Below are 17,962 nucleotides of genomic sequence, written 5' to 3' on the forward strand. Positions count from 1 at the left end.
TTCCTGCTGGAAAGAGTGTGGAGATCGTATGATCCGCAATCCCGTCCTGCCCGGTTTCGACCCCGACCCCTCGATCGTGCGGGTGGGAGAGGATTACTACCTGGCCACCTCGACCTTCGAGTGGTATCCGGGCGTCCGGGTGCACCACTCCCGTGACCTGGTCAACTGGCGCCCGCTGGGCGGCGTCCTGACCGGGCGCGGGCTGCTCGACCTGTCCGGCGTGCCCGACTCAGGGGGCGTCTGGGCGCCCGACCTGACCTATCACGACGGGCTGTTCCACCTGGTCTACGGCGTGATGGACAACTACGCCCTCGGCTACAAGGACATCGCCAACTACCTGATCACCGCGCCCTCGATCGAGGGGCCGTGGTCCGACCCGGTCCGGCTGCCGGGCCGCGGCTTCGACGCCTCCCTCTACCACGAGGACGGCCGGAGCTGGCTGCTCAACATGGTCTTCGACTCCCGGCCCGGCCGCGGGTTCGCCGGGATCGAGCTGCAGTCCCTCGACGGCGGCAAACCCGAGCTGATCCTGCCCAACCGGAATGTCACCGAGGGTCCGCACCTCTACAAGATCGACGGCTGGTACTACCTGATGGTGGCCGAGGGCGGCACCGGCTACGAGCACGGGGTCACGGTGCTGCGCTCCCGCTCGATGTCGGGGCCGTACGAGGAGGACCCGGCGGGGCCCATGCTCACCTCGCGTCACGACCGGAGCCTGGAGCTGCAGAAGGCCGGGCACGGCTGCCTGGTGGAGACGCAGACGGGGGAGTGGTACCTGTCCCACCTGATGGCCCGGCCGTACCACAACGGCAGGTGCGTGCTCGGGCGCGAGACCGCGCTGCAGCGCGTGACCTGGGAGGACGGCTGGCCGCGCGTGGCGGGCGGCGTGCCCGCCGTCGAGGTGGCCGCCCCCGAGTTGCCCGCGCACCCGTGGCCGGCGAACGAGGGCTGGAACGGCGGCTCGCCGTCCCCCGGCGGGCTCGGGCCGGACTGGAGCACGCTGCGGCGGCCCGCCTCGCCCGACTGGCTGACCGCCGACCAGGGCGGGCTCACCGTCCAGGGCGGTCAGTCCCCGTACGGCCTGCGCACCCCGAGCCTGATCGCCCACCGGGTCACGGACCGGAAGTGCTCCCTGGAAACGGTCATGCGGTTCGAGCCGGACAGCGTCCACCAGTGGGCGGGCATCGTCGCCTACTACAACTCGCGCAACTGGCATTACCTGGCCGTGACCGCCGACGGCCTGGTGCTGACCAGCAGCGACCAGGGGACCCGCACCGAGCGCCTGCTCGGCCCCGTGGGAGGCGAGGTCGAGCTGCGCGTGGAGTTCGACGGGCCGGTCGTGCGCTTCAACCACGGCCCGGACCTGGACGCCACGATCCTGTCGGACGAGCACGCCGACGAGTTCATCGACGGGAAGGTGCGGGCCTTCGGCTTCACCGGCGCGTTCGTGGGGTTCTGGGTGCAGGACCTGGCGGGAGAGGGCTGCTCGGCGCGCTTCGAGCAGATCGGCTACCGCACATGAGCAACACCGGTCTCTTCAGCACCTCGGGCACCCCATGAGGGTGCACGTCGAGACCTGGGGCCAGGGCGGCCCGCCGCTGCTCCTGGTGCACGGCTGGGGCGGCGACCACCGGCTGTGGCGGGCCCTGGACTTCGGGGGCCGCCGGGTCATCGCCCCCGACCTGCGCGGCCACGGCCGCTCCCCGGTCCCGGCGACCGGGTACCGGCCCGTCGACCTGGCCCGCGACCTGGTGCCGCTGCTCGACGAGCCGGTGCTGGCCGTCGGGCACTCCATGGGCGGCCAGGTGGTCACCGCGCTGGCGGTCGAGCACCCGGAGCTGGTCAGCGGGCTGGTCGTGGTCGCCCCCGCCTACGGCGCCGACGAGGAGGAGGAACGGCTCATCCCCGGGCGCCTGGCGGCGTTGCGCGCCGACGGCGTGGCCGCCGCGCTGCGGCAGCTCGGGCCGCTGCCCGCGCCGATCACCGGGCAACTGCTGGCCACGCCGGGTCATGTGCTGGCCGAGTGCTACGCCGGGATGTACACCGTGCCGGGTGCGTTCGGGGTGCGGCGGGAATCCGAGCGATATCTGGCCAGACGGGGCTGTCCGGTGCTCGCCGTGCACAATGTGCCGGAGGCCGCGCGGTGGGAGGCGGGTCTCCCCGGTCACCCGCGATCCAGGACTGTGGTGTGGCCGGATGCCGGGCATTTCCTGCACGTGGAGCATCCGGCGACGTTCGTGGAACTGGTGGCCGGCTGGGACCACTGAGTCTCCTGGGGTTCGCGCCGTCGCCGTGATGACGGTCTCACAACTCGGGTTCGGCAAACGTGAAGCCCATCACATACACTCTGACCAGCGGTTACGTGGTGGCCTTCGGGCCGCCGCCCGGCCTCAGCGCAGCGGCCGGGCGGTCACGGGTGCGTGTGGAGCGCGCTCGCCGCCCGCGTCGGTGCCCTTTCGCAGCGGGGCTGAAGCCCAACGAGAAGATATGATCATGCGAAGTCTCGCGTACGCCATTGCCGGTCTCGCTCTGGGCGCGGCCGCCTGCGGCGTGCCCGCCAACGGCGACGCCACGGAGGGCCTCGCCATCGGCCTGTCGGTCTCGACGATGAACAATCCGTACTTCGTCCAGTTCCGCGACGGGGCGGAGGCGGCCGCGCAGCGCTTCGGGGCCAAGCTGGCCGTCGCCGACGCCCAGAACAACGCCTCCCGGCAGGCGACGCAGATCCAGGGCTTCACCAGCCGCAAGCTGAAAGCGGTCATCATCAACCCGGTCGACTCCAACGCGCTCGCCACGGAGGTCAGGGCGGCGAACCTGGCCGGCATCCCGGTGATCGCGGCCGATCGCGCCATCAACCACGCCTCGGTGACGCAGACCCTGACCTCGGACAACCTGGCCGGAGGCAAGCTCGGCGCGCAGGAGCTGGCCAAGCAGATCGGCGGGAAGGGCGAGGTGATCGTGCTCCGCGGCACGGCCGGCACCTCCGCCTCCCGAGACCGCAGCAAGGGCTTCACCGACGGCATCGCCGCGTACCCGAAGATCAAGGTCGTGGCCGCGCAGCGGGCCGACTTCGACCGGGCCAAGGGCCTGAACGTCATGACGGGCCTCATCCGGTCCCACCCTGGCCTCGACGGGGTGTTCGCGGAGAACGACGAGATGGCGCTGGGCGCGATCCAGGCCCTGGGGCCGAAGGCGGGCCACGTCAAGGTCGTCGGCTTCGACGGCACGCCGGACGGGATCAAGGCGGTGCGGGCGGGCAGCATGGCCGCCACGGTCACCCAGCAGCCGCGCCTGATCGGCTGGCAGGCGGTGCAGGACGCCATCAAGGTGGCCAAGGGCCAGACGGTCGCCAAGACGGTGGCGGTCCCGGTCAAGCTGGCGACCAAGGAGAACGCGAACGAGTTCTGGACCTTCTGAGCCAGCGAGCGTAGTTAACGGTACCTATCAGAGTGCGCTCAGCGTAAACGCGTCCCCGGCGGGTCGGCAAGAGGGGAAAGCGCATTCCTGGATTTCCGGCCGTCAATCATGCCTCTGACCTGGTAAAACGTCGGGCTTGAGTTGATCGCCTATGTAACGCCTGAGTAACGGGTTCTTGTCGGGCATCTCACTGCGGCCTAATCTCCGGGGAGAACGTTTTCTATCGGGAGATCCGCCATGCTCATTCGGCACCGGTTAGGCGGCCCGCTCGCCGCGATCCTGCTGCTGCCCTTCCTCGCCGCGCCCCCCGCGATGGCCGCCCCTCTACCCGCCGGACACGTGGACGTGGTCACGTTCGGCGACACCGAGTCCGAGAGCGCGCACGCGCTGCAGTCGGCCTCCACCGCGGTGGTCGAAGGGGCGCTGGGGGAGCCCGCCCGCGTCGCCAAGCCGACCTCGCCGCCCACCGTCAAGGGCGGTGAGCTGCGGTTCAGGGTCGCGGTCGATCCGGTCGCGCAGAACTACTTCACGCTGAAGTTCTGGGGGAGCGACGTCTCGCCCTACAAGACGATCGCCTACGTCAACGGCGAGCAGATCGGCTACCGGCGCTCGGGCGACTACGAGGCGATCAACCTCGGGTCGAGCAAGGCGCTGCCGGGCCGGTTCTACTACAACACGATCATGCTGCCGCTCGGCCACACCCTGGGCCGGCGGGTCGTGGAGATGACGGTCCGGACGTACGACGCCGGGTTCGCCCAGCCCGTGACCGCCGACTCGCGCGGCTACTACCGGGCCTACACGCACACCACCGCGTACCTGGACGTCTCCGGCGAGAAGCAGGGGACGGTCACCCCTGACACCACGCCCGCGCCCGGGCCGGCCGACGCCGAGAAGCAGGCGATGGTCGACCGCTACCGGAAGAGCCAGATCGACCTGTTCAACCAGTACAGCGGGCAGCTCGACGCCTCGCCGACGGCGAAGCTGTCGATCGTCCGCTACCAGGACGACCTGCGCTTCTACGCCTCGGCGCTGCTGGAGCCGTGGACTCCGGCGAACACGCCCGAGCTGAAGAAGGCGGCGCTGGGACGGCTGTTCAAGGCGATCGACAACCACGTCAAGGACTACTACGCCGACACCCGGCTGCTGCTGCGGGGCGGTCACCAGGGCGACTGGGGCGGCTACTACGGGGCCCTGGGCGAGGCGCTGTACATCGTGGAGAACCTGATCCCCGAGGTGTACGGCACGAAGGAGTTCGAGGCGTTCCTGGACGAGCCCTTCGTCACCGGCACGCAGGACGGGCCGTCCTCGCTCAAGGGCGTGGACTGGGACGGCGGGGAACTGTCCCGGCGCGAGGCGTACGAGCGGGTGCTGAAGGCCAACTTCGACTTCGCCCGCGCGCGCCTGTCCTACATCTACAACCAGGTGATGTACACCTACGAGGGCGCGTGGGAGGCGCACGAGGGCCTGCGGATGATCGGGTCGCACTTCTACGAGGGCAAGGCCAGGAGCCACCGGATCCTGCTGGAGGCGCTCGGCGTCAAGCCCTTCCTCGGCGAAGAGGTGCTGGTGGGGCCCGACGGCAAGGACCTGGACCTCTACCACTCGCTCTTCTACCACGACACCACCGCCCGCTTCACCGACGACTTCGCGCAGATCGTGGGCAAGGGCCTGGCCAGGAGCAAGCTCGGTCCCGACGGGGGCGTGGTGCGCCGCCTGCCGTACGGCGAGCACTACACCGGCATCACCAAGGCCGGCCTGACCAGGGAGAACACCTTCGTCGCCAACTACGGCGAGGCCACCAACTACCTGCCGGAGTACTTCTTCCGCACCTGGGGCCACCAGGGCGACGAGAAGCTCAACGATGAGATCCTCAAGCTGGCGCTGAAGAACCTGCACGCCCGCGGCTTCACCCGCTACACCGGCACGGACGACAACGGCAAGCGGGTGGCCCTGGCGGAGATGGTCGTGGACGAGCGCAACACGAGCTACCCGGGCTGGCCCGCCTACGCCCTGCGCAACACCGAGGGCCGCACGATGGAGTACGTCACGCTGGACAAGCACATGGCCGAGCACGCCGAGCGGTACGCGGGCGCGGAGTGGGAGCCGTACCGGCGCTACGCGAACGAGGCGGCCGGGTTCGTCCAGCAGCAGATCGCCGACAACCAGTACTTCAACACCTTCTCCTCCGTGGAGGCGAAGCGGAAGTACGACATGTGGCTGCCCGAGACCTACGCCTACCTGCGTGCCCGTCCGGCGGCCGGGGCCGTGCTCCCGCAGACGGACTTCGCCGCGTACACGCCCGCGGAGCTCGCCGCCCTGGGCGTCGACCCGGCCCGCTACGAGCGGTTCGCGTTCGCGGACGTGGACGACATGTTCGTCTCCGTACGCGACGGCGACACCCGGATCTTCGGCTCGCTGTTCGAACGGCAGCGCGGCGTCGCCGGCAACGGGCGGCTGCACGTCCTGGACAAGGACCACCACAACGTCGTGCAGATCGCCACGGACACGCAGTTCGCCTACCGCGACTACAACCTGCGGATGGACAACATCGACGTCGACTTCATGGAGGACCAGCAGAAGGGCGACGGCGGCCTGCCGCAGGCCCTGGCCGGTGAGATCCTGCCCGCCGCCTACCAGCCGGGCGTCGGCACCGTGCGGCGGGAGAACTACGAGTTCGACACCCCCTACTCCGGATACGCGGACTTCCTGACCGCCCGCTACGGGAACTACGTGTTCGCCTTCAACACCACCCGGGACGACCACGGCAACAAGCGCTCGTTCTCCCTGGACGTGCCCGGCGACGCGGTGGACCTGGTCTCGGGCAGGCGGGTGGCCGGGGGCGCGGTGAGCGTGCCGCCCGAGACCGCGATGGTGCTGAGGCTGGACGGCGCCGTGGCCGAGCGGCCGAAGCCGCACCACGTGGACTTCGTCCAGGCGCTGCGCGACCGCGACGGCGTCACCCTCACCTGGAAGCCCGCCGCCGGCGCCGAGTCGTACACGATCAGGCGCGACGGCAAGGTGGTCGCCACCGGGGTCCGCGGCACGACGTACGAGGCCGGCAGGCAGTCCGGCGCCTACACCGTGACCGGCGTGAACCGCCACGGCTCCGGCTGGGCCTCGCAGGCCGTCCAGGCGCCCACCGCGCCGGTGGACCGCGTCGGCGAGGTCGCGGGCCGCGTCAAGACGGACGGGCACCGCGTCGAGCTCACCGGGGGCGACGGCAAGGGCCTCGGCGACGGCGACGACTACTACGTGGACAAGCGTGACATCAAGGACACCCTGCTGTTCTCGAACGAGGTGCTCACCGGCAGCGGGTCGGTCAGCGCCCGGATCGAGCAGGCGCGGGGCCCGGCCAGTGGCGTGCTGCTCCGGGCCGACGCCCGCTACATCTACTTCGGCGCGGACGCCTCGGGCCGGCTCGTCCTGCGCAATCGCACCCGCGACTCCCGGCACGACTGGCAGGACGACCGGCGCAGCCCGATCGACGCCGGGATCCAGGGATACACCGCGGCCGAGTACCCGTTCGTCAAGCTCGCACGCGACGCCGACTCCCAGATCGTGCGGGCGTGGGCGAGCAAGGACGGCCGGTCGTGGTCGTACGTGGCGGAGCTGTTCACGCCCTTCCCCGAAGGCGTGTACGCCGGGGTCGCGGCGGCCACGGCGGCCACGTTCACCGACGTCACGGTGTCGCCCGACCGCGAGGGGACGCTGTACGCCCGGGTGGAGCGGGCCCGGGACCGGGTGACACTGCGCTGGAGCAAGCCGGACGCCGCCATCCGGTTCACCGTCTACCGCAAGGACGGCGCGAGCGCCGCCTGGCGCCCCGTGCTGTCCAGCGCGCTGGCCTTCGACTTCACCGACGAACCGCTGCGGCACGGCACCCGCTTCTACCGGATCGCGGCGATCGGCGCGGACGGCGCCGAACGGCCGGGCTCGGGCCTGCTGATGGCGACGGCCGAACCGCTCGCCACCGTGATCGCCGAGACGGAGAAGCTGCCCGCCGCCGACTACACCAAGGGCAGCCACTACCTGCTCACCCGGGCGATCGCCGAGGCGCGGGCGGGCGGCGACGAGGACGAGCTGATCGACCGGATCTACGCCGCCGTCGAGCAGCTCGTGCCGGTCGGCACGCTGCTGAAGAAGGTGACCGTCGAGCCGTCCATGGTGGAGGCGTCCACCGAACCATGGGGAGGCGGCGGCACCAAGGCCCAGAACGGCTGGCGCGCCTTCGACGGCGACCTGGCCACCGCCACCGACACCACCACCTCGGCGGGCTGGATCGACGTGCGCCTGCCGGCGGCGGTGGCGCTGGACGCGGTCCGCTACCACCCGCGCTCCACCCACGTCACGCGGCTGAACGGCGCCGTGTTCAGGGGATCCGCCGACGGCGGCGCCACCTGGACCGACCTGCACACGGTCAGCGGGGTCGACGCGGCGCAGTGGTACTCCGTCCCGCTCCCGCGGACGGCGGCCTACCCGTGGCTGCGCGTCGCCTTCCCGTCGGGCAACACCAACGTGGCGGAGATCGAGTTCCTGTCCATGAGTGACGACCGTACCCTGCTCGACCTGCTCATCGAGGAGGCCGAGGCCGTCGATCCGAGCCGCCGCACCCCCGAGCTGACCGCCGCGCTGGAGCACGCCCGCTCCGAGCTGAGCGGTCAGGAGCAGATCGACGCCGCGGCCGAGCGGCTGCGCGTCGCCCTCGCGAGCCTGTGACCCCGTACCCTCCAACCCCCTAAGGAGAGGTCATGTCCGCACGCACCCCCCAAGTCACCCGTCGCGGAGCCCTCAAGACAGCGCTCAACACCGTGCTCGCCGCCGGCGTCGGCGCGGCCCTGCTGGGCCGCGCCGAGCCCGCCGCCGCGGCAAGCCACCCCGGCCTGCTGCACACGCAGGCCGACTTCGACCGCATGCGTTCGATGGTCAACGCCGGAGCCCAGCCGTGGAAGGCGGGCTGGGACCGGCTCGTGGCCAACTCCCACTCCCAGAGCACCTGGACGCCCAACCCGCAGGCGACGATCGTCCGCGGCGGCGACGGACAGAACTACGGGATCCTCTACAACGACATCCACGCCGCCTACCAGAACGCGCTGCGCTGGAAGGTCAGCGGCAGCACCGCGCACGGCGACAAGGCGCGCGACATCCTCAACGCCTGGTCCGGCACGCTCACCACGGTCACCGGCAACGCCGACCGGTTCCTGGCCGCGGGCATCTACGGCTACCAGTTCGCCAACGTCGCCGAGATCATGCGCGGTTACGGCGGCTTCGACCTGGCCCGCTTCCAGCGGATGATGCTCAACGTCTTCCACCCGCTCAACGAGAGCTTCCTGACCAACCACAACGACGCCTGCATCACCAACTACTGGGCCAACTGGGATCTGTGCTCCATGAACTCGATCCTGGCCATCGGCGTGCTCTGCGACCGCCAGGACCTCATCGACCGGGCCGTCACGTACTTCAAGACGGGCGCGGGCAACGGCTCGATCGCGCACGCCATCCCGTTCCTGCACAGCGGCGGCCTCGCGCAGTGGCAGGAGAGCGGGCGCGACCAGGGCCACACCATGATGGGCGTCGGCCAGATGGGCGCCTTCTGCGAGATGGCCTGGAACCAGGGCATCGACCTGTACGGCTACGACGGCAACCGGTTCGCCAAGGCGTGCGAGTACATCGCCAAGTACAACCTGGGCGAGGACGTCCCGTTCACCGCCTACACCTGGGGCACCGGCCAGAACTGCGCCCAGCAGACGCACACCGCGATCTCCTCGGCGAGCCGCGGCGAGGTGCGGCCCGTCTGGGAGACCGTCTACCACCACTACGCCGTCAGGCGCGGCCTGGCGATGCCGTACTCGGCCGCGTTCGTCGCCAAGGTGCGGCCGGAGGGCGGCGGCGGCGACTACGGGCCCAACAGCGGCGGCTTCGACCAGCTCGGGTTCGGCACGCTCACGCACGCCAGGGTCCCCGGCGCCGCCACCCTCCCGACGGGGACGACCAGGTCGCTGCGCTCGGTCAACTATTCCGCCCGCTATGCCAGGCACCAGAACGACCTCGGCTACCTGCACGAGGTGAGCGCCTCCAGCGACGCCCAGACCCGTCAGGACGCCACCTTCACGATCGTGACGGGGCTCGCCGCGCCGAACGGCTACTCCCTGCGCGCCGCCGACGGCCGGTACCTGCGCCACTTCGGCTGGCGGGCGCGCCTGGGCGCCGACGACGGCACGGCCCAGTTCAAGGCCGACGCCACCTTCTACGCCGTCCCCGGCGCCGCGAGCGGCTCGGTGCGCCTCGAATCGAGCAACTACCCCGGCCGCTTCCTGCGCCACCGCGGCTTCGAGCTCTGGGTGGACGCCTACGACGGCACGACCGGGTTCCGCGACGACAGCTCCTTCACGGCCGTCACGGCCTGGGCCTGACCCCGTGATGGGCGGGCGGCGCCACCGACTGGGTGCCGCCCGCTAGGGGCTACTGAAGGTGATCATGTCCTTCCTTTCCGGTTGTTTCCGGGAGATCGGCGGATCTTCACTGCTACCGTCCGGCCTTTCCGGCAGTAAACCCGAGAGAAAGAGAGACGTACCCCTATGTGGATCGCATTGGGTGTGATCGTCGCCCTGGTCGCGGGCGTGGCTCTGTGGTGGAAGTTCCGAGATCCGCTCAGAGGCGAGGACTTCTACAAGTTCCACGTCGAACGCAAGTGGGCCTGGGAGCTCATCCTCGACGACGAGCAGGAGCGGGCCTTCATGGCCGGGCTCGAGGCGTACGACGAGGAGAGCACGGTCTTCCCGCATCGCGAGGCCGGCGCGCTGCGCGTCTACGACCCGTCCATGATGATCTCGCTGTTCCTGCTCACCGAGCAGTTCGCCGCGATGGGCCCGCAGGCCCTGGTCGACCCGGCGGGCGCCGTACGCCACCTGATCGACCGTGCCGCGCAGAGCGAGACCGGCGGCGTGCTGCACCTCGACGACGACTGGATGGCCCAGCCGGTCGACGGCATGGACAAGTACGACTTCACCAGCGCGATGATGAGCGCCACGCACGCCCAGGGCGTGGACGGCGGCGTCGGCGGCTACGGCGACGAGGACGGCGGCTACGGCATGCTCACCGTGCTCGTGGAGATGCCGCAGCACGTGGCCCGCATGTACGACGACGCCCACAGCCACGCCGCCCCCGGCGAGATCCGCAACCGGCTCGACGTCTACAAGGCCGTGATCGAGGAGCCGGAGCCCGAGTTCGTGGCGGGGCTGGAGAGCGCCGACGCCGAACGCAGCCGCTTCACGAACACGCTGATGTACGACTACGGCCGGGTGCTCGCCGGATACCGGTCGATGCGCCCGCAGATGCCGCAGGCGCAGCCGTCCGACGTCATGTCCATGGTCATGGCGCGCATGCTGTCGGACAGCCTGCCCGGCATGACCTGGACCCGGCAGCCGTCGACCGAGCAGTATCAGCGCGCCCTGGAGCTGATCTCAACGAGAGGCTGACCCGCCGCGGGCGAACCGGCCCGCGAAGGTCCGCACGTCCGCCGACCTGCCCGCCAGGTCGGCCGCCCACTTGACCGCCGTCCTCAGCGACGGCTCCGGGGCGTGGTAGGACCTGTCGACCGACCACCACCAGGCCCGCTCCCGGGGCGGCTCGGCGGCCAGCTCGGCCGCCGCCAGCCCCGCCGGGTGGCCCGCCCGCTCCCAGAGCTCCTCCCACTGCGCGCGGCGCAGGCGCAGGTAGAGCAGGTTCTTGAGGTCGGCGAGCACGCCGAGGTCGTTGACGGTGGCCTCGGACAGGTCCAGCCCGTACAGGCGCGGGCACGACACGAGCGGCGCCAGGTCCACGGGGTTCGCGGTACGCAGCGTCAGCAGGCGCAGCGTGGCGTGGCCCGCCAGCGGCCACAGGTCGATCGCGTCCATGGCCAGGTCGAGCAGCTCCACCGGCGTGTCGCGGAGCGGGCCCAGGTCCGCTCCGGGCACGTTCTCCACGGTGATCTGCCACAGCGTCGGCGTCCCGCGCAGGGGCCGGAAGTCGGCCCAGGGAGCGTTGAGCACCGTCAGGCGTTCGATCCCCGCGCGCATGCCGCGCATGGAGGCCGCGTCGGCGCCGGCGACGACCAGCGCGCGGGGCTCCTCCTCCGGCTCCTCGGCGTCGATCCACAGCTCGCCCTGCTCGATCCGGTACGCGCCCGCCCGCAGCGCGGCGACGTGCCGATGCAGCAGGCCGGTCACCGAGTCGGCGATGTAGACCGGGCCGTCGTCGTGGTGCATGCCCATGCGGATGACCTGGCCGGAGCGCCCGCCGGGGCCTGGCGCGAGGTCCACGGCCAGGAAGTCGCCGCCGGTGCTGGTGGCGAACGGGATCCAGCCCGGGTGGTCCGACGCCCGGCGCACCGCCAGCGGCGGGCCGGTGCTGGTGATCAATGGGGTGCGCAGGTGGTCACGCCAGGCGCGGCCCGCGGCCCACCAGCGGTTCTCCGGGCGGCTCTGGCTCACCAGCCTCTCCAGGCCGAACCAGGGGTGCCGGTCCAGCAGCCCCTCGCCGCCGTCGCCGTCGATGTGCGCGTACAGGGCGCGGAGGTCGTCGGGGAGCCCCATCGCGAGCTCGGCCCGGCGCGCCTCCGGCAGGGCGGGCGGCGGCGCGTACGTGTCCCGTCCCAGGATCCGGTCCCGCTCCCGTAAATAGGCGCCGAGCAGGGCGACCGCCTCCCGCGGGTCTCCCGCCTGCGTGGGCTCCACCGGGCCCTTCTGGAACGCCGCCGGCTCGGCCGGGAGCGCGTGCCGGTCGAGCACGTACAGGAACCCGCCGCCGTGGGCACGCTCCAGCGACTCGCTGACCACCGCCTCGAACCGCCCCTTGGCCTCCACCACCAGCTCGACGGTCAGATGATCGCCGGCCGGCCCGGCCAGCGTGTGCACGGCGCACAGCTCGGCGTGCAGGTCGACGTCACCGCCGCCGGCGCCGGGCTCGTACGTCAGGCCGCTGTGCCCGGACCCGCCGCCGGCGGTCGCGAACCCCCGCAGTTCGGCCCGGCGCCACTTCGGGGGCGCCGCGGCCGCGATCTTCTCGGCCATGGAACGGAGTACGTCGTCGATCACGCGGCCTTTCCCCACCCGACTCGATCTTGTGAACGGCCGGATCCGCACCCGGTCGCTTTGTCGGTGATGATCTCTAATCTCCCGCCCATGACACAAGTGATCCCGTCACCCGCCTGGCAGGAGCTACGCGACCTCGTCGCCGAGGGCAGGACCGCGGACCTGGCCGACCGCGTGATCGCGCTGGACGAGGCCGAGCGCCCCGAAGTGGCGCGGCGCCTGCCCGCCTTCCTCAAGGAGCTGCGCCAGACCGCCGGCCGGATGGCCGGTGAGCGCTGGGAGTCCCTCGACGAGGGCGAGTCGCTCTCGTGGGACGGGACGATGCCGGGCGTGCTCGCCGGGTTCGGGATGTCGCTGCGCATCGTGGGCGCGGGCACGATCGCGGGCCCCGCCGCCGCGGCCACGTGGCTGGGCCGGCGCGAGTTCTCCCCGCGGTGGGTGACCGCGCAGGACTCGGCCGACCTGGTCCGCGTCATCCTCTCCCGTCCCGCCGGGTGGCGGGCCGACGTGGTGGGACGGCTCGCCGGGCGCATCCGCACGCCCGGCGACACCCTGGTCCCGCTCGTGCTGGCGCTGCTGCGGGCCTGCGGCGGCGTGCCGGCCGAGCGCGACCCGCTCGTGGTCGCCTGGCTGTCCGCCCGGGTGGTGGAGGGCGACCCGCTGCTCGGGCCGCTGCTGCCGAGGATCTTCGAAGCGGAGGGGGCGGGCCGCGCGCTGCGCGAGGAACGGCTCGAACCGGCGCCCTCCCCGTGGCTGTCCCGGATGCGGGAGCTCCTGGCGTCCGGGCAGGTGTCGCGCGGGGAGCTCCTCGACGGCTGCGTGAGCCGCTTCCTGCGCGGGGGCGACGCCATCGACCTGCGCTTCTTCGTACGGCTGCACATGCTGATCGACCCGTCGCCGCAGGAAGCGGGCGCGCGGGCGCGGGACTACCTCCGGCTGCTGCCCTCGGCGCCCGGCACGGTCGCCGAGCTCGCGCTCGCCCAGGTGCGCCGCACCGGGCCGCACGACCCGGCGGAGGTCGCCGAGGCGATCGGCGCGCTCACCTTCCGCCCGGAGGCCAAGCTGGCGCGGGCGGGGCTGAGCTGGCTGGAGGCGGAGGTACGGCAGGCGCCGGGGCGGGCCGCCGGCCTGGCGCCCGCGCTGACGACGGCGTTCGCCCACGCGTCCTACGAGGTCCAGGGACGGGCGGCCGCGCTGGCGATCAGGCATGCCGCCGCGTTCGGCGTGAGCGCGGCGGAGATCGCCGGCGCGATCCCGATGCTGCCCGGGGCCCTGGGGGCGCGGGTGGCCGCGGTCTTCGGTGGCGAGGCCACGCCTGAGGAGACGGGAGTGGTGACATATTTGCCTCCTGACGGCCGTTACTGAACCGGATAAGCTTGGGCGGTGATCCTTGATCAAATCCTGATTTATCCGCTGAAATCGGGTCAGGGTTGGGCGCGGTCCGAGGTGGTCGTTCACCCCTGGGGCCTGGACGGGGACCGGCGGTGGGCGGTCGTCGACGAGAACGGCGACAACCTGTGGCTGGGCGAGTTCCCGCGCCTGGCGTCCGTCGCCGCGCACCCCACCGCCGAGGACGGTCTGCGGCTCGCGGCGCGCGGGATGGAACCCCTGACCGTGCCGCCCGCCACCGGTGCGGCCACGCGGGTCGGTTTCACCGGCCTGGACAAGGCGGTGCTCGCCGACGACGCCGCGCACGCCTGGTTCAGCGAGCTGCTGGGACGCCCGGCCCGGCTGGTGTGGCTGGACGACCCCACGCGGCGCTCGATCGACCCGGCGCACGGCGGGTTGCCGGGTGAGGTGGTGAGCTTCGCGTGGGACGCGCCGCTCCTGCTCATCTCGGAGTCGTCCGCGCTCGCCCTGGACGGGTGGCTGGCCGAGGAGGCCGCCAGGCACGGCGAGGATCCGCCCGGCCGGTTGTCACGGGTACGGTTCCGTCCCAGCGTGATCATCGAGGGCGCGGAGGCCTTCGCGGAGGAAGGCTGGCGCGAGGTGCGGATCGGCGACGTCCCCTTCCGGGTCTCGGAGATCTGCGACCGTTGCGCGGTGACGACGATCGATCCGGAGACCCAGGTGAAGGGCAAGGAGCCGCTGCGGACGCTGGCCCGGTACCACAAGTGGGACGGCAAGACCTGGTTCGGCATCCGCCTTGTCACCCTCGAACCGGGCACGATCCGGGTGGGCGATCCGGTCAGCGCCCGCTGACTGGATCGATCGCGCACCGTGGCCGGCGAGGTGCCGGTCTCAGCAGTCGAGGTTCGGGCAGTTCAGGGCGAGTACGAGGCGGTCGCTGTCGTAGACGGCGTCGTAATCGCCGCGGAACTCGTTGACCAGCCATATCTCTCCGCTGGCCGGCCAGTAGGCGACGTTCTGCGCGTTGCCCGGAGCGGTGGTCATGTAGTGGACGTCGAGCGTGCCGCGGTCGGCGGAGATCGTGACGCGGTGCAGGCAGGACTTGCGGTAATCCCCTGAGATGTTCGCCGTGCCGCCCGGCATGTAGGTGACGGCGGGCGCGCCGTCGGGGCACAGCCCGACGAGGACGCCCTTGTCGCCGGTGAACACGCCGCCCTGCAGTTCCCAGACCGGGCTGGTCCATCCCTCGGTGGGGTGGACGAGCCCGTCGGAGCCGGTCTTGAGCAGGGCGGTGGACGGGTCGAGGGGCCAGCGCAGGATCTTCCCGCCGGAGGCGCCCCTCTTGTACTCGACGGTGGTCAGGTGGTCGGCGCCGCTCCGGTCGAGCGAGACGCCGTTCAGGCAGGGCCTGGTCAGGTCGAGGCTGGCGCACACCGCCGGGGAGTTGAGCCGGTAGTAGCCGATCTGCGGCAGGGCGAAGCCGGAGTACGCCGCCGAGCAGACGCCGCTCACGCAGCCGACGTTCCCCGACGTGGTGGAGTTCATCTTCCAGAAGTGGGTGAGGTCGAAGACGCGGACCAGCCGGTCGCCGCCGGAAACGTCCGGGTCGCCGCCGGTGACGAGGAAGAGCTTGTTGCCGTACCACGAGATGCCGTCGGCGTGGGTGGCGATCTCGTGGAAGCCCTCGGCGGTGCCGTCGGGTTCGACCAGGACGACGTGGCGGTAGGGGGCGCCCGACATTCCGGCGGTGACGTCGGCGAAGGTGACCCTGGCGAGCCGGTTGGCTCCGTACTCGTGGGAGGCGCCGCTGCGCCAGCTCACCGCGACGATCTTCCGGCCGGCGCAGCCGTCGCAGGGCGGGTAGAGCACCGAGCCGTTCATGCCGTCGCCGCTGCCCGTGATCCCCTGCGGGAACCAGTTCGCGGTCGTGTCGTCGGTGGCGTTCCAGCAGAATCCGCTGACCGGGACGGAGACGTGGAGGTCGGTGGGGTGGCAGATCGCGCGGGTGGTGTAGCCGCCGGCGATGACGGTGTCCATCCGCACCTTGGTCACCGGCAGCGTGGATACCACCGCGTCACGCGCCGACATGGTCGAGGTGAACGCCAGCGGCCTGACCTGGGCCAGTTGCGCGGCCGTCAACGCGTAGCCGGTGGCCGCCTCGGCGGGCAGGGGGACGGCCAGCAGGGCGGTGAGGAGCAGGACCAGTGCGGCTAATCGCGTGACCACAGGTGGCCTCCGGTCGTTATGAAGGTTTCCTGCATTACTAACATCAACTTGGGAGGTGGTCAACGATATAGGAGAGAAATCGGGGGCTACTTAGTGAGGGCTCCTCCTAATGTGTTCCTGTAGGTCGGCATCGTGGTTCGGAGCCGGTGGGCCGGCGATGGCGGTGAGGCGGAGCTTGGTCTCGTCCTCGCTGCCGGGCACGGCGGTCATGATGACGATCTTGAGCTCGGAGTCGCCGTCGGTCAGGATGTCGCAGTCCACCGTGACGGGGCCCACCGACGGGTGGTAGATCGTCTTGTGGTCCTCGCGGTGCGCGGCCACCTCTCCGGTAGCCCACAGTTCGGCGAACCTCCTGTTGCCCGCGTTCAGCTCGCGGATCAGCGTGGCCAGGCGGCCGTCCTGGGGGAAGCGGCCGGTGGCGCGGCGCAGGTCGGAGACCACGGCGGCGTCGGTGGCGTCGCGGTCCGCCTCGGTCACCGGCCACAGAGCGAGGTGCGCGGGGCCGGGGTCCACCGGAAACCTGTCGCGGGCGAAGTTGCGCAGCCGCGGCGGCGCGGCGGAGGGGTCGCCCAGCAGGGCGGCCCACCCGCGGTTCCACCACACCAGCTGCCAGTCCGCCGCGAACACGGCGACCGCCACATCCCCGAGGCGGGCGAGCACCCGCCGCACGCCGGGCGGAAGATGGTCGGAGATCGCGCCGCCCACCGGCGGTACGAGCTGGGCCAGCCGGTACAGGTGGTCCCGCTCGGCGGTGGACAGCTGGAGAGCCCGCGCCAGTGACGCCACCACCGACGCCGAGGGTGTCGTGGCCCGCCCCTGCTCCAGGCGCACGACGTAGTCGACCGATACGCCGGCCAGGTCAGCCAGCTCTTCGCGCCGCAGCCCGGCCGCCCGGCGCCCTCGGGACACCGGCAGCCCGGCGGCCGACGGGGGCAGCCGATCCCGCCACGTGCGGATCATCGCGCCCAGTCCGGTTCCGGGTGTCGTCGGCATGAGCTCCATCCTGCTGCATCCCCGGTCGTGCGGGTGGGCGCGAGGGTGGTACGGGTGTTCCTACCGTCGAAGCGTCCCTGGTCCGCCTCCTTCGCCGGGACCAGTATCGAACGCATGACGATCACCTTCATCACCGGAGCCAACAAGGGCCTCGGCCGCGAGACCGCCCGCCGCCTGATCGAGTACGGCCACACCGTGCTCGTCGGAGCCCGCGACCGCGAGCAGGGCGAGGAGGCCGCCGCCGCGCTCGGCGCACGCCACGTCCCCATCGACGTGACCGACGACGCGTCGGTGGCCGCCGCGGTCGCGAACGTCGCCGAACACGAAGGCAGGATCGACGTCCTGATCAACAACGCCGGCGTCCACGGCCCCGTCGGCGACCCCGGCGACCTCACCGCCGCCGACGCCCGCGCCGTCCTCGAGGTCAACGTCATCGGCGTCGTCCGCACCACCACCGCGTTCCTGCCGCTGCTGCGCCGCTCGGACGCCCCTGCGATCATCAACGTCAGCAGCGGCATGGGCTCCCTCGCCTTCACCCACGACCCCGGCCGGCCCGAGTCGCACGTCATCGCGCCGCTGTACACCTCCTCGAAGGCGGCGCTGACGATGTTGACCACGCAATACGCGAAAGGGCTCAAGGACATCCGCGTCAACGCCGCCGATCCCGGCTACACCGCGACCGACCTCAACGGTCACAGCGGCCCCCAAACCGTTGCCGAGGGCACGGACGCGATCGTCGCCCTCGCCACCGAAGGGCTTGGCGCCGGCACCGGACGCTTCGTCTCCCGCCATGGCGAGATCGCCTGGTCCTGAAGCCGGGCCGTGCCGGGGTCGCCCCGGACCGGTGGAATGCGCCGCCGCACGCCGTCGCCACCGGCCAGCGCCTGGCGCTCACTTATCGGGCG

12 protein-coding genes are annotated in these 17,962 nt (G+C 71.5%); 9 read left to right on the plus strand and 3 right to left on the minus strand.

The window, feature by feature from the left end; genetic code table 11:
- Window positions 1–28: 28 nt before the first annotated feature.
- From ABZX61_RS16935 to ABZX61_RS16960, 6 genes are all read left to right on the plus strand, one after another.
- Window positions 29–1,522: a glycoside hydrolase family 43 protein gene (locus tag ABZX61_RS16935; RefSeq protein ID WP_355195383.1), complete on the plus strand. Its 1,494-nt coding sequence runs from the start codon at window positions 29–31 to the stop codon at window positions 1,520–1,522.
- A gap of 40 nt (window positions 1,523–1,562) precedes the next feature.
- Window positions 1,563–2,267, plus strand: coding sequence for an alpha/beta hydrolase (locus ABZX61_RS16940; protein ID WP_355195385.1), 705 nt, complete (start codon window positions 1,563–1,565; stop codon window positions 2,265–2,267).
- Window positions 2,268–2,493: 226 nt separating this feature from the next.
- A complete protein-coding gene (locus ABZX61_RS16945; protein WP_355195387.1) occupies window positions 2,494–3,417 on the plus strand; it encodes a substrate-binding domain-containing protein in 924 nt (307 codons plus the stop codon).
- Window positions 3,418–3,654: 237 nt separating this feature from the next.
- The gene (locus tag ABZX61_RS16950) at window positions 3,655–8,133 is read left to right on the plus strand and encodes a hypothetical protein (protein WP_355195389.1); all 4,479 of its coding nucleotides are present in this window, start codon (window positions 3,655–3,657) and stop codon (window positions 8,131–8,133) included.
- A 32-nt stretch (window positions 8,134–8,165) separates the two neighbouring features.
- Window positions 8,166–9,827, plus strand: coding sequence for an AbfB domain-containing protein (locus tag ABZX61_RS16955; protein ID WP_355195391.1), 1,662 nt, complete (start codon window positions 8,166–8,168; stop codon window positions 9,825–9,827).
- A 165-nt stretch (window positions 9,828–9,992) separates the two neighbouring features.
- Window positions 9,993–10,892, plus strand: coding sequence for a hypothetical protein (locus ABZX61_RS16960; RefSeq protein ID WP_355195393.1), 900 nt, complete (start codon window positions 9,993–9,995; stop codon window positions 10,890–10,892).
- On the opposite strand, the gene ABZX61_RS16965 is transcribed toward ABZX61_RS16960, so the two are convergent.
- Window positions 10,878–12,491 (minus strand): SMI1/KNR4 family protein, encoded by a 1,614-nt coding sequence (locus ABZX61_RS16965; RefSeq protein ID WP_355195395.1) that lies wholly within the window; start codon window positions 12,489–12,491, stop codon window positions 10,878–10,880. The two genes, ABZX61_RS16960 and ABZX61_RS16965, sit on opposite strands and share 15 nt — an antisense overlap.
- Before the next feature lie 87 nt (window positions 12,492–12,578).
- Here ABZX61_RS16965 and ABZX61_RS16970 point away from each other — a divergent pair, with 87 nt between their 5' ends.
- On the plus strand, window positions 12,579–13,853 hold the full coding sequence (locus tag ABZX61_RS16970; protein WP_355195397.1) for a hypothetical protein: 1,275 nt from the start codon (window positions 12,579–12,581) through the stop codon (window positions 13,851–13,853).
- An 18-nt stretch (window positions 13,854–13,871) separates the two neighbouring features.
- Window positions 13,872–14,690 (plus strand): MOSC N-terminal beta barrel domain-containing protein, encoded by an 819-nt coding sequence (locus tag ABZX61_RS16975; RefSeq protein ID WP_355195399.1) that lies wholly within the window; start codon window positions 13,872–13,874, stop codon window positions 14,688–14,690.
- A gap of 39 nt (window positions 14,691–14,729) precedes the next feature.
- On the opposite strand, the gene ABZX61_RS16980 is transcribed toward ABZX61_RS16975, so the two are convergent.
- Complete coding sequence (locus ABZX61_RS16980; RefSeq protein WP_355195401.1) at window positions 14,730–16,064, minus strand: hypothetical protein; 1,335 nt, start codon at window positions 16,062–16,064, stop codon at window positions 14,730–14,732.
- 90 nt (window positions 16,065–16,154) lie between these two features.
- Window positions 16,155–17,057, minus strand: coding sequence for a helix-turn-helix transcriptional regulator (locus ABZX61_RS16985; protein WP_355195403.1), 903 nt, complete (start codon window positions 17,055–17,057; stop codon window positions 16,155–16,157).
- Between the two features lie 114 nt (window positions 17,058–17,171).
- Here ABZX61_RS16985 and ABZX61_RS16990 point away from each other — a divergent pair, with 114 nt between their 5' ends.
- The gene (locus ABZX61_RS16990) at window positions 17,172–17,870 is read left to right on the plus strand and encodes an SDR family NAD(P)-dependent oxidoreductase (protein WP_355195405.1); all 699 of its coding nucleotides are present in this window, start codon (window positions 17,172–17,174) and stop codon (window positions 17,868–17,870) included.
- Window positions 17,871–17,962: the final 92 nt, after the last annotated feature.

This window comes from Nonomuraea sp. NPDC003709, from assembly GCF_040610775.1.
Taxonomy (GTDB): Bacteria; Actinomycetota; Actinomycetes; order Streptosporangiales; family Streptosporangiaceae; genus Nonomuraea; species Nonomuraea angiospora_A.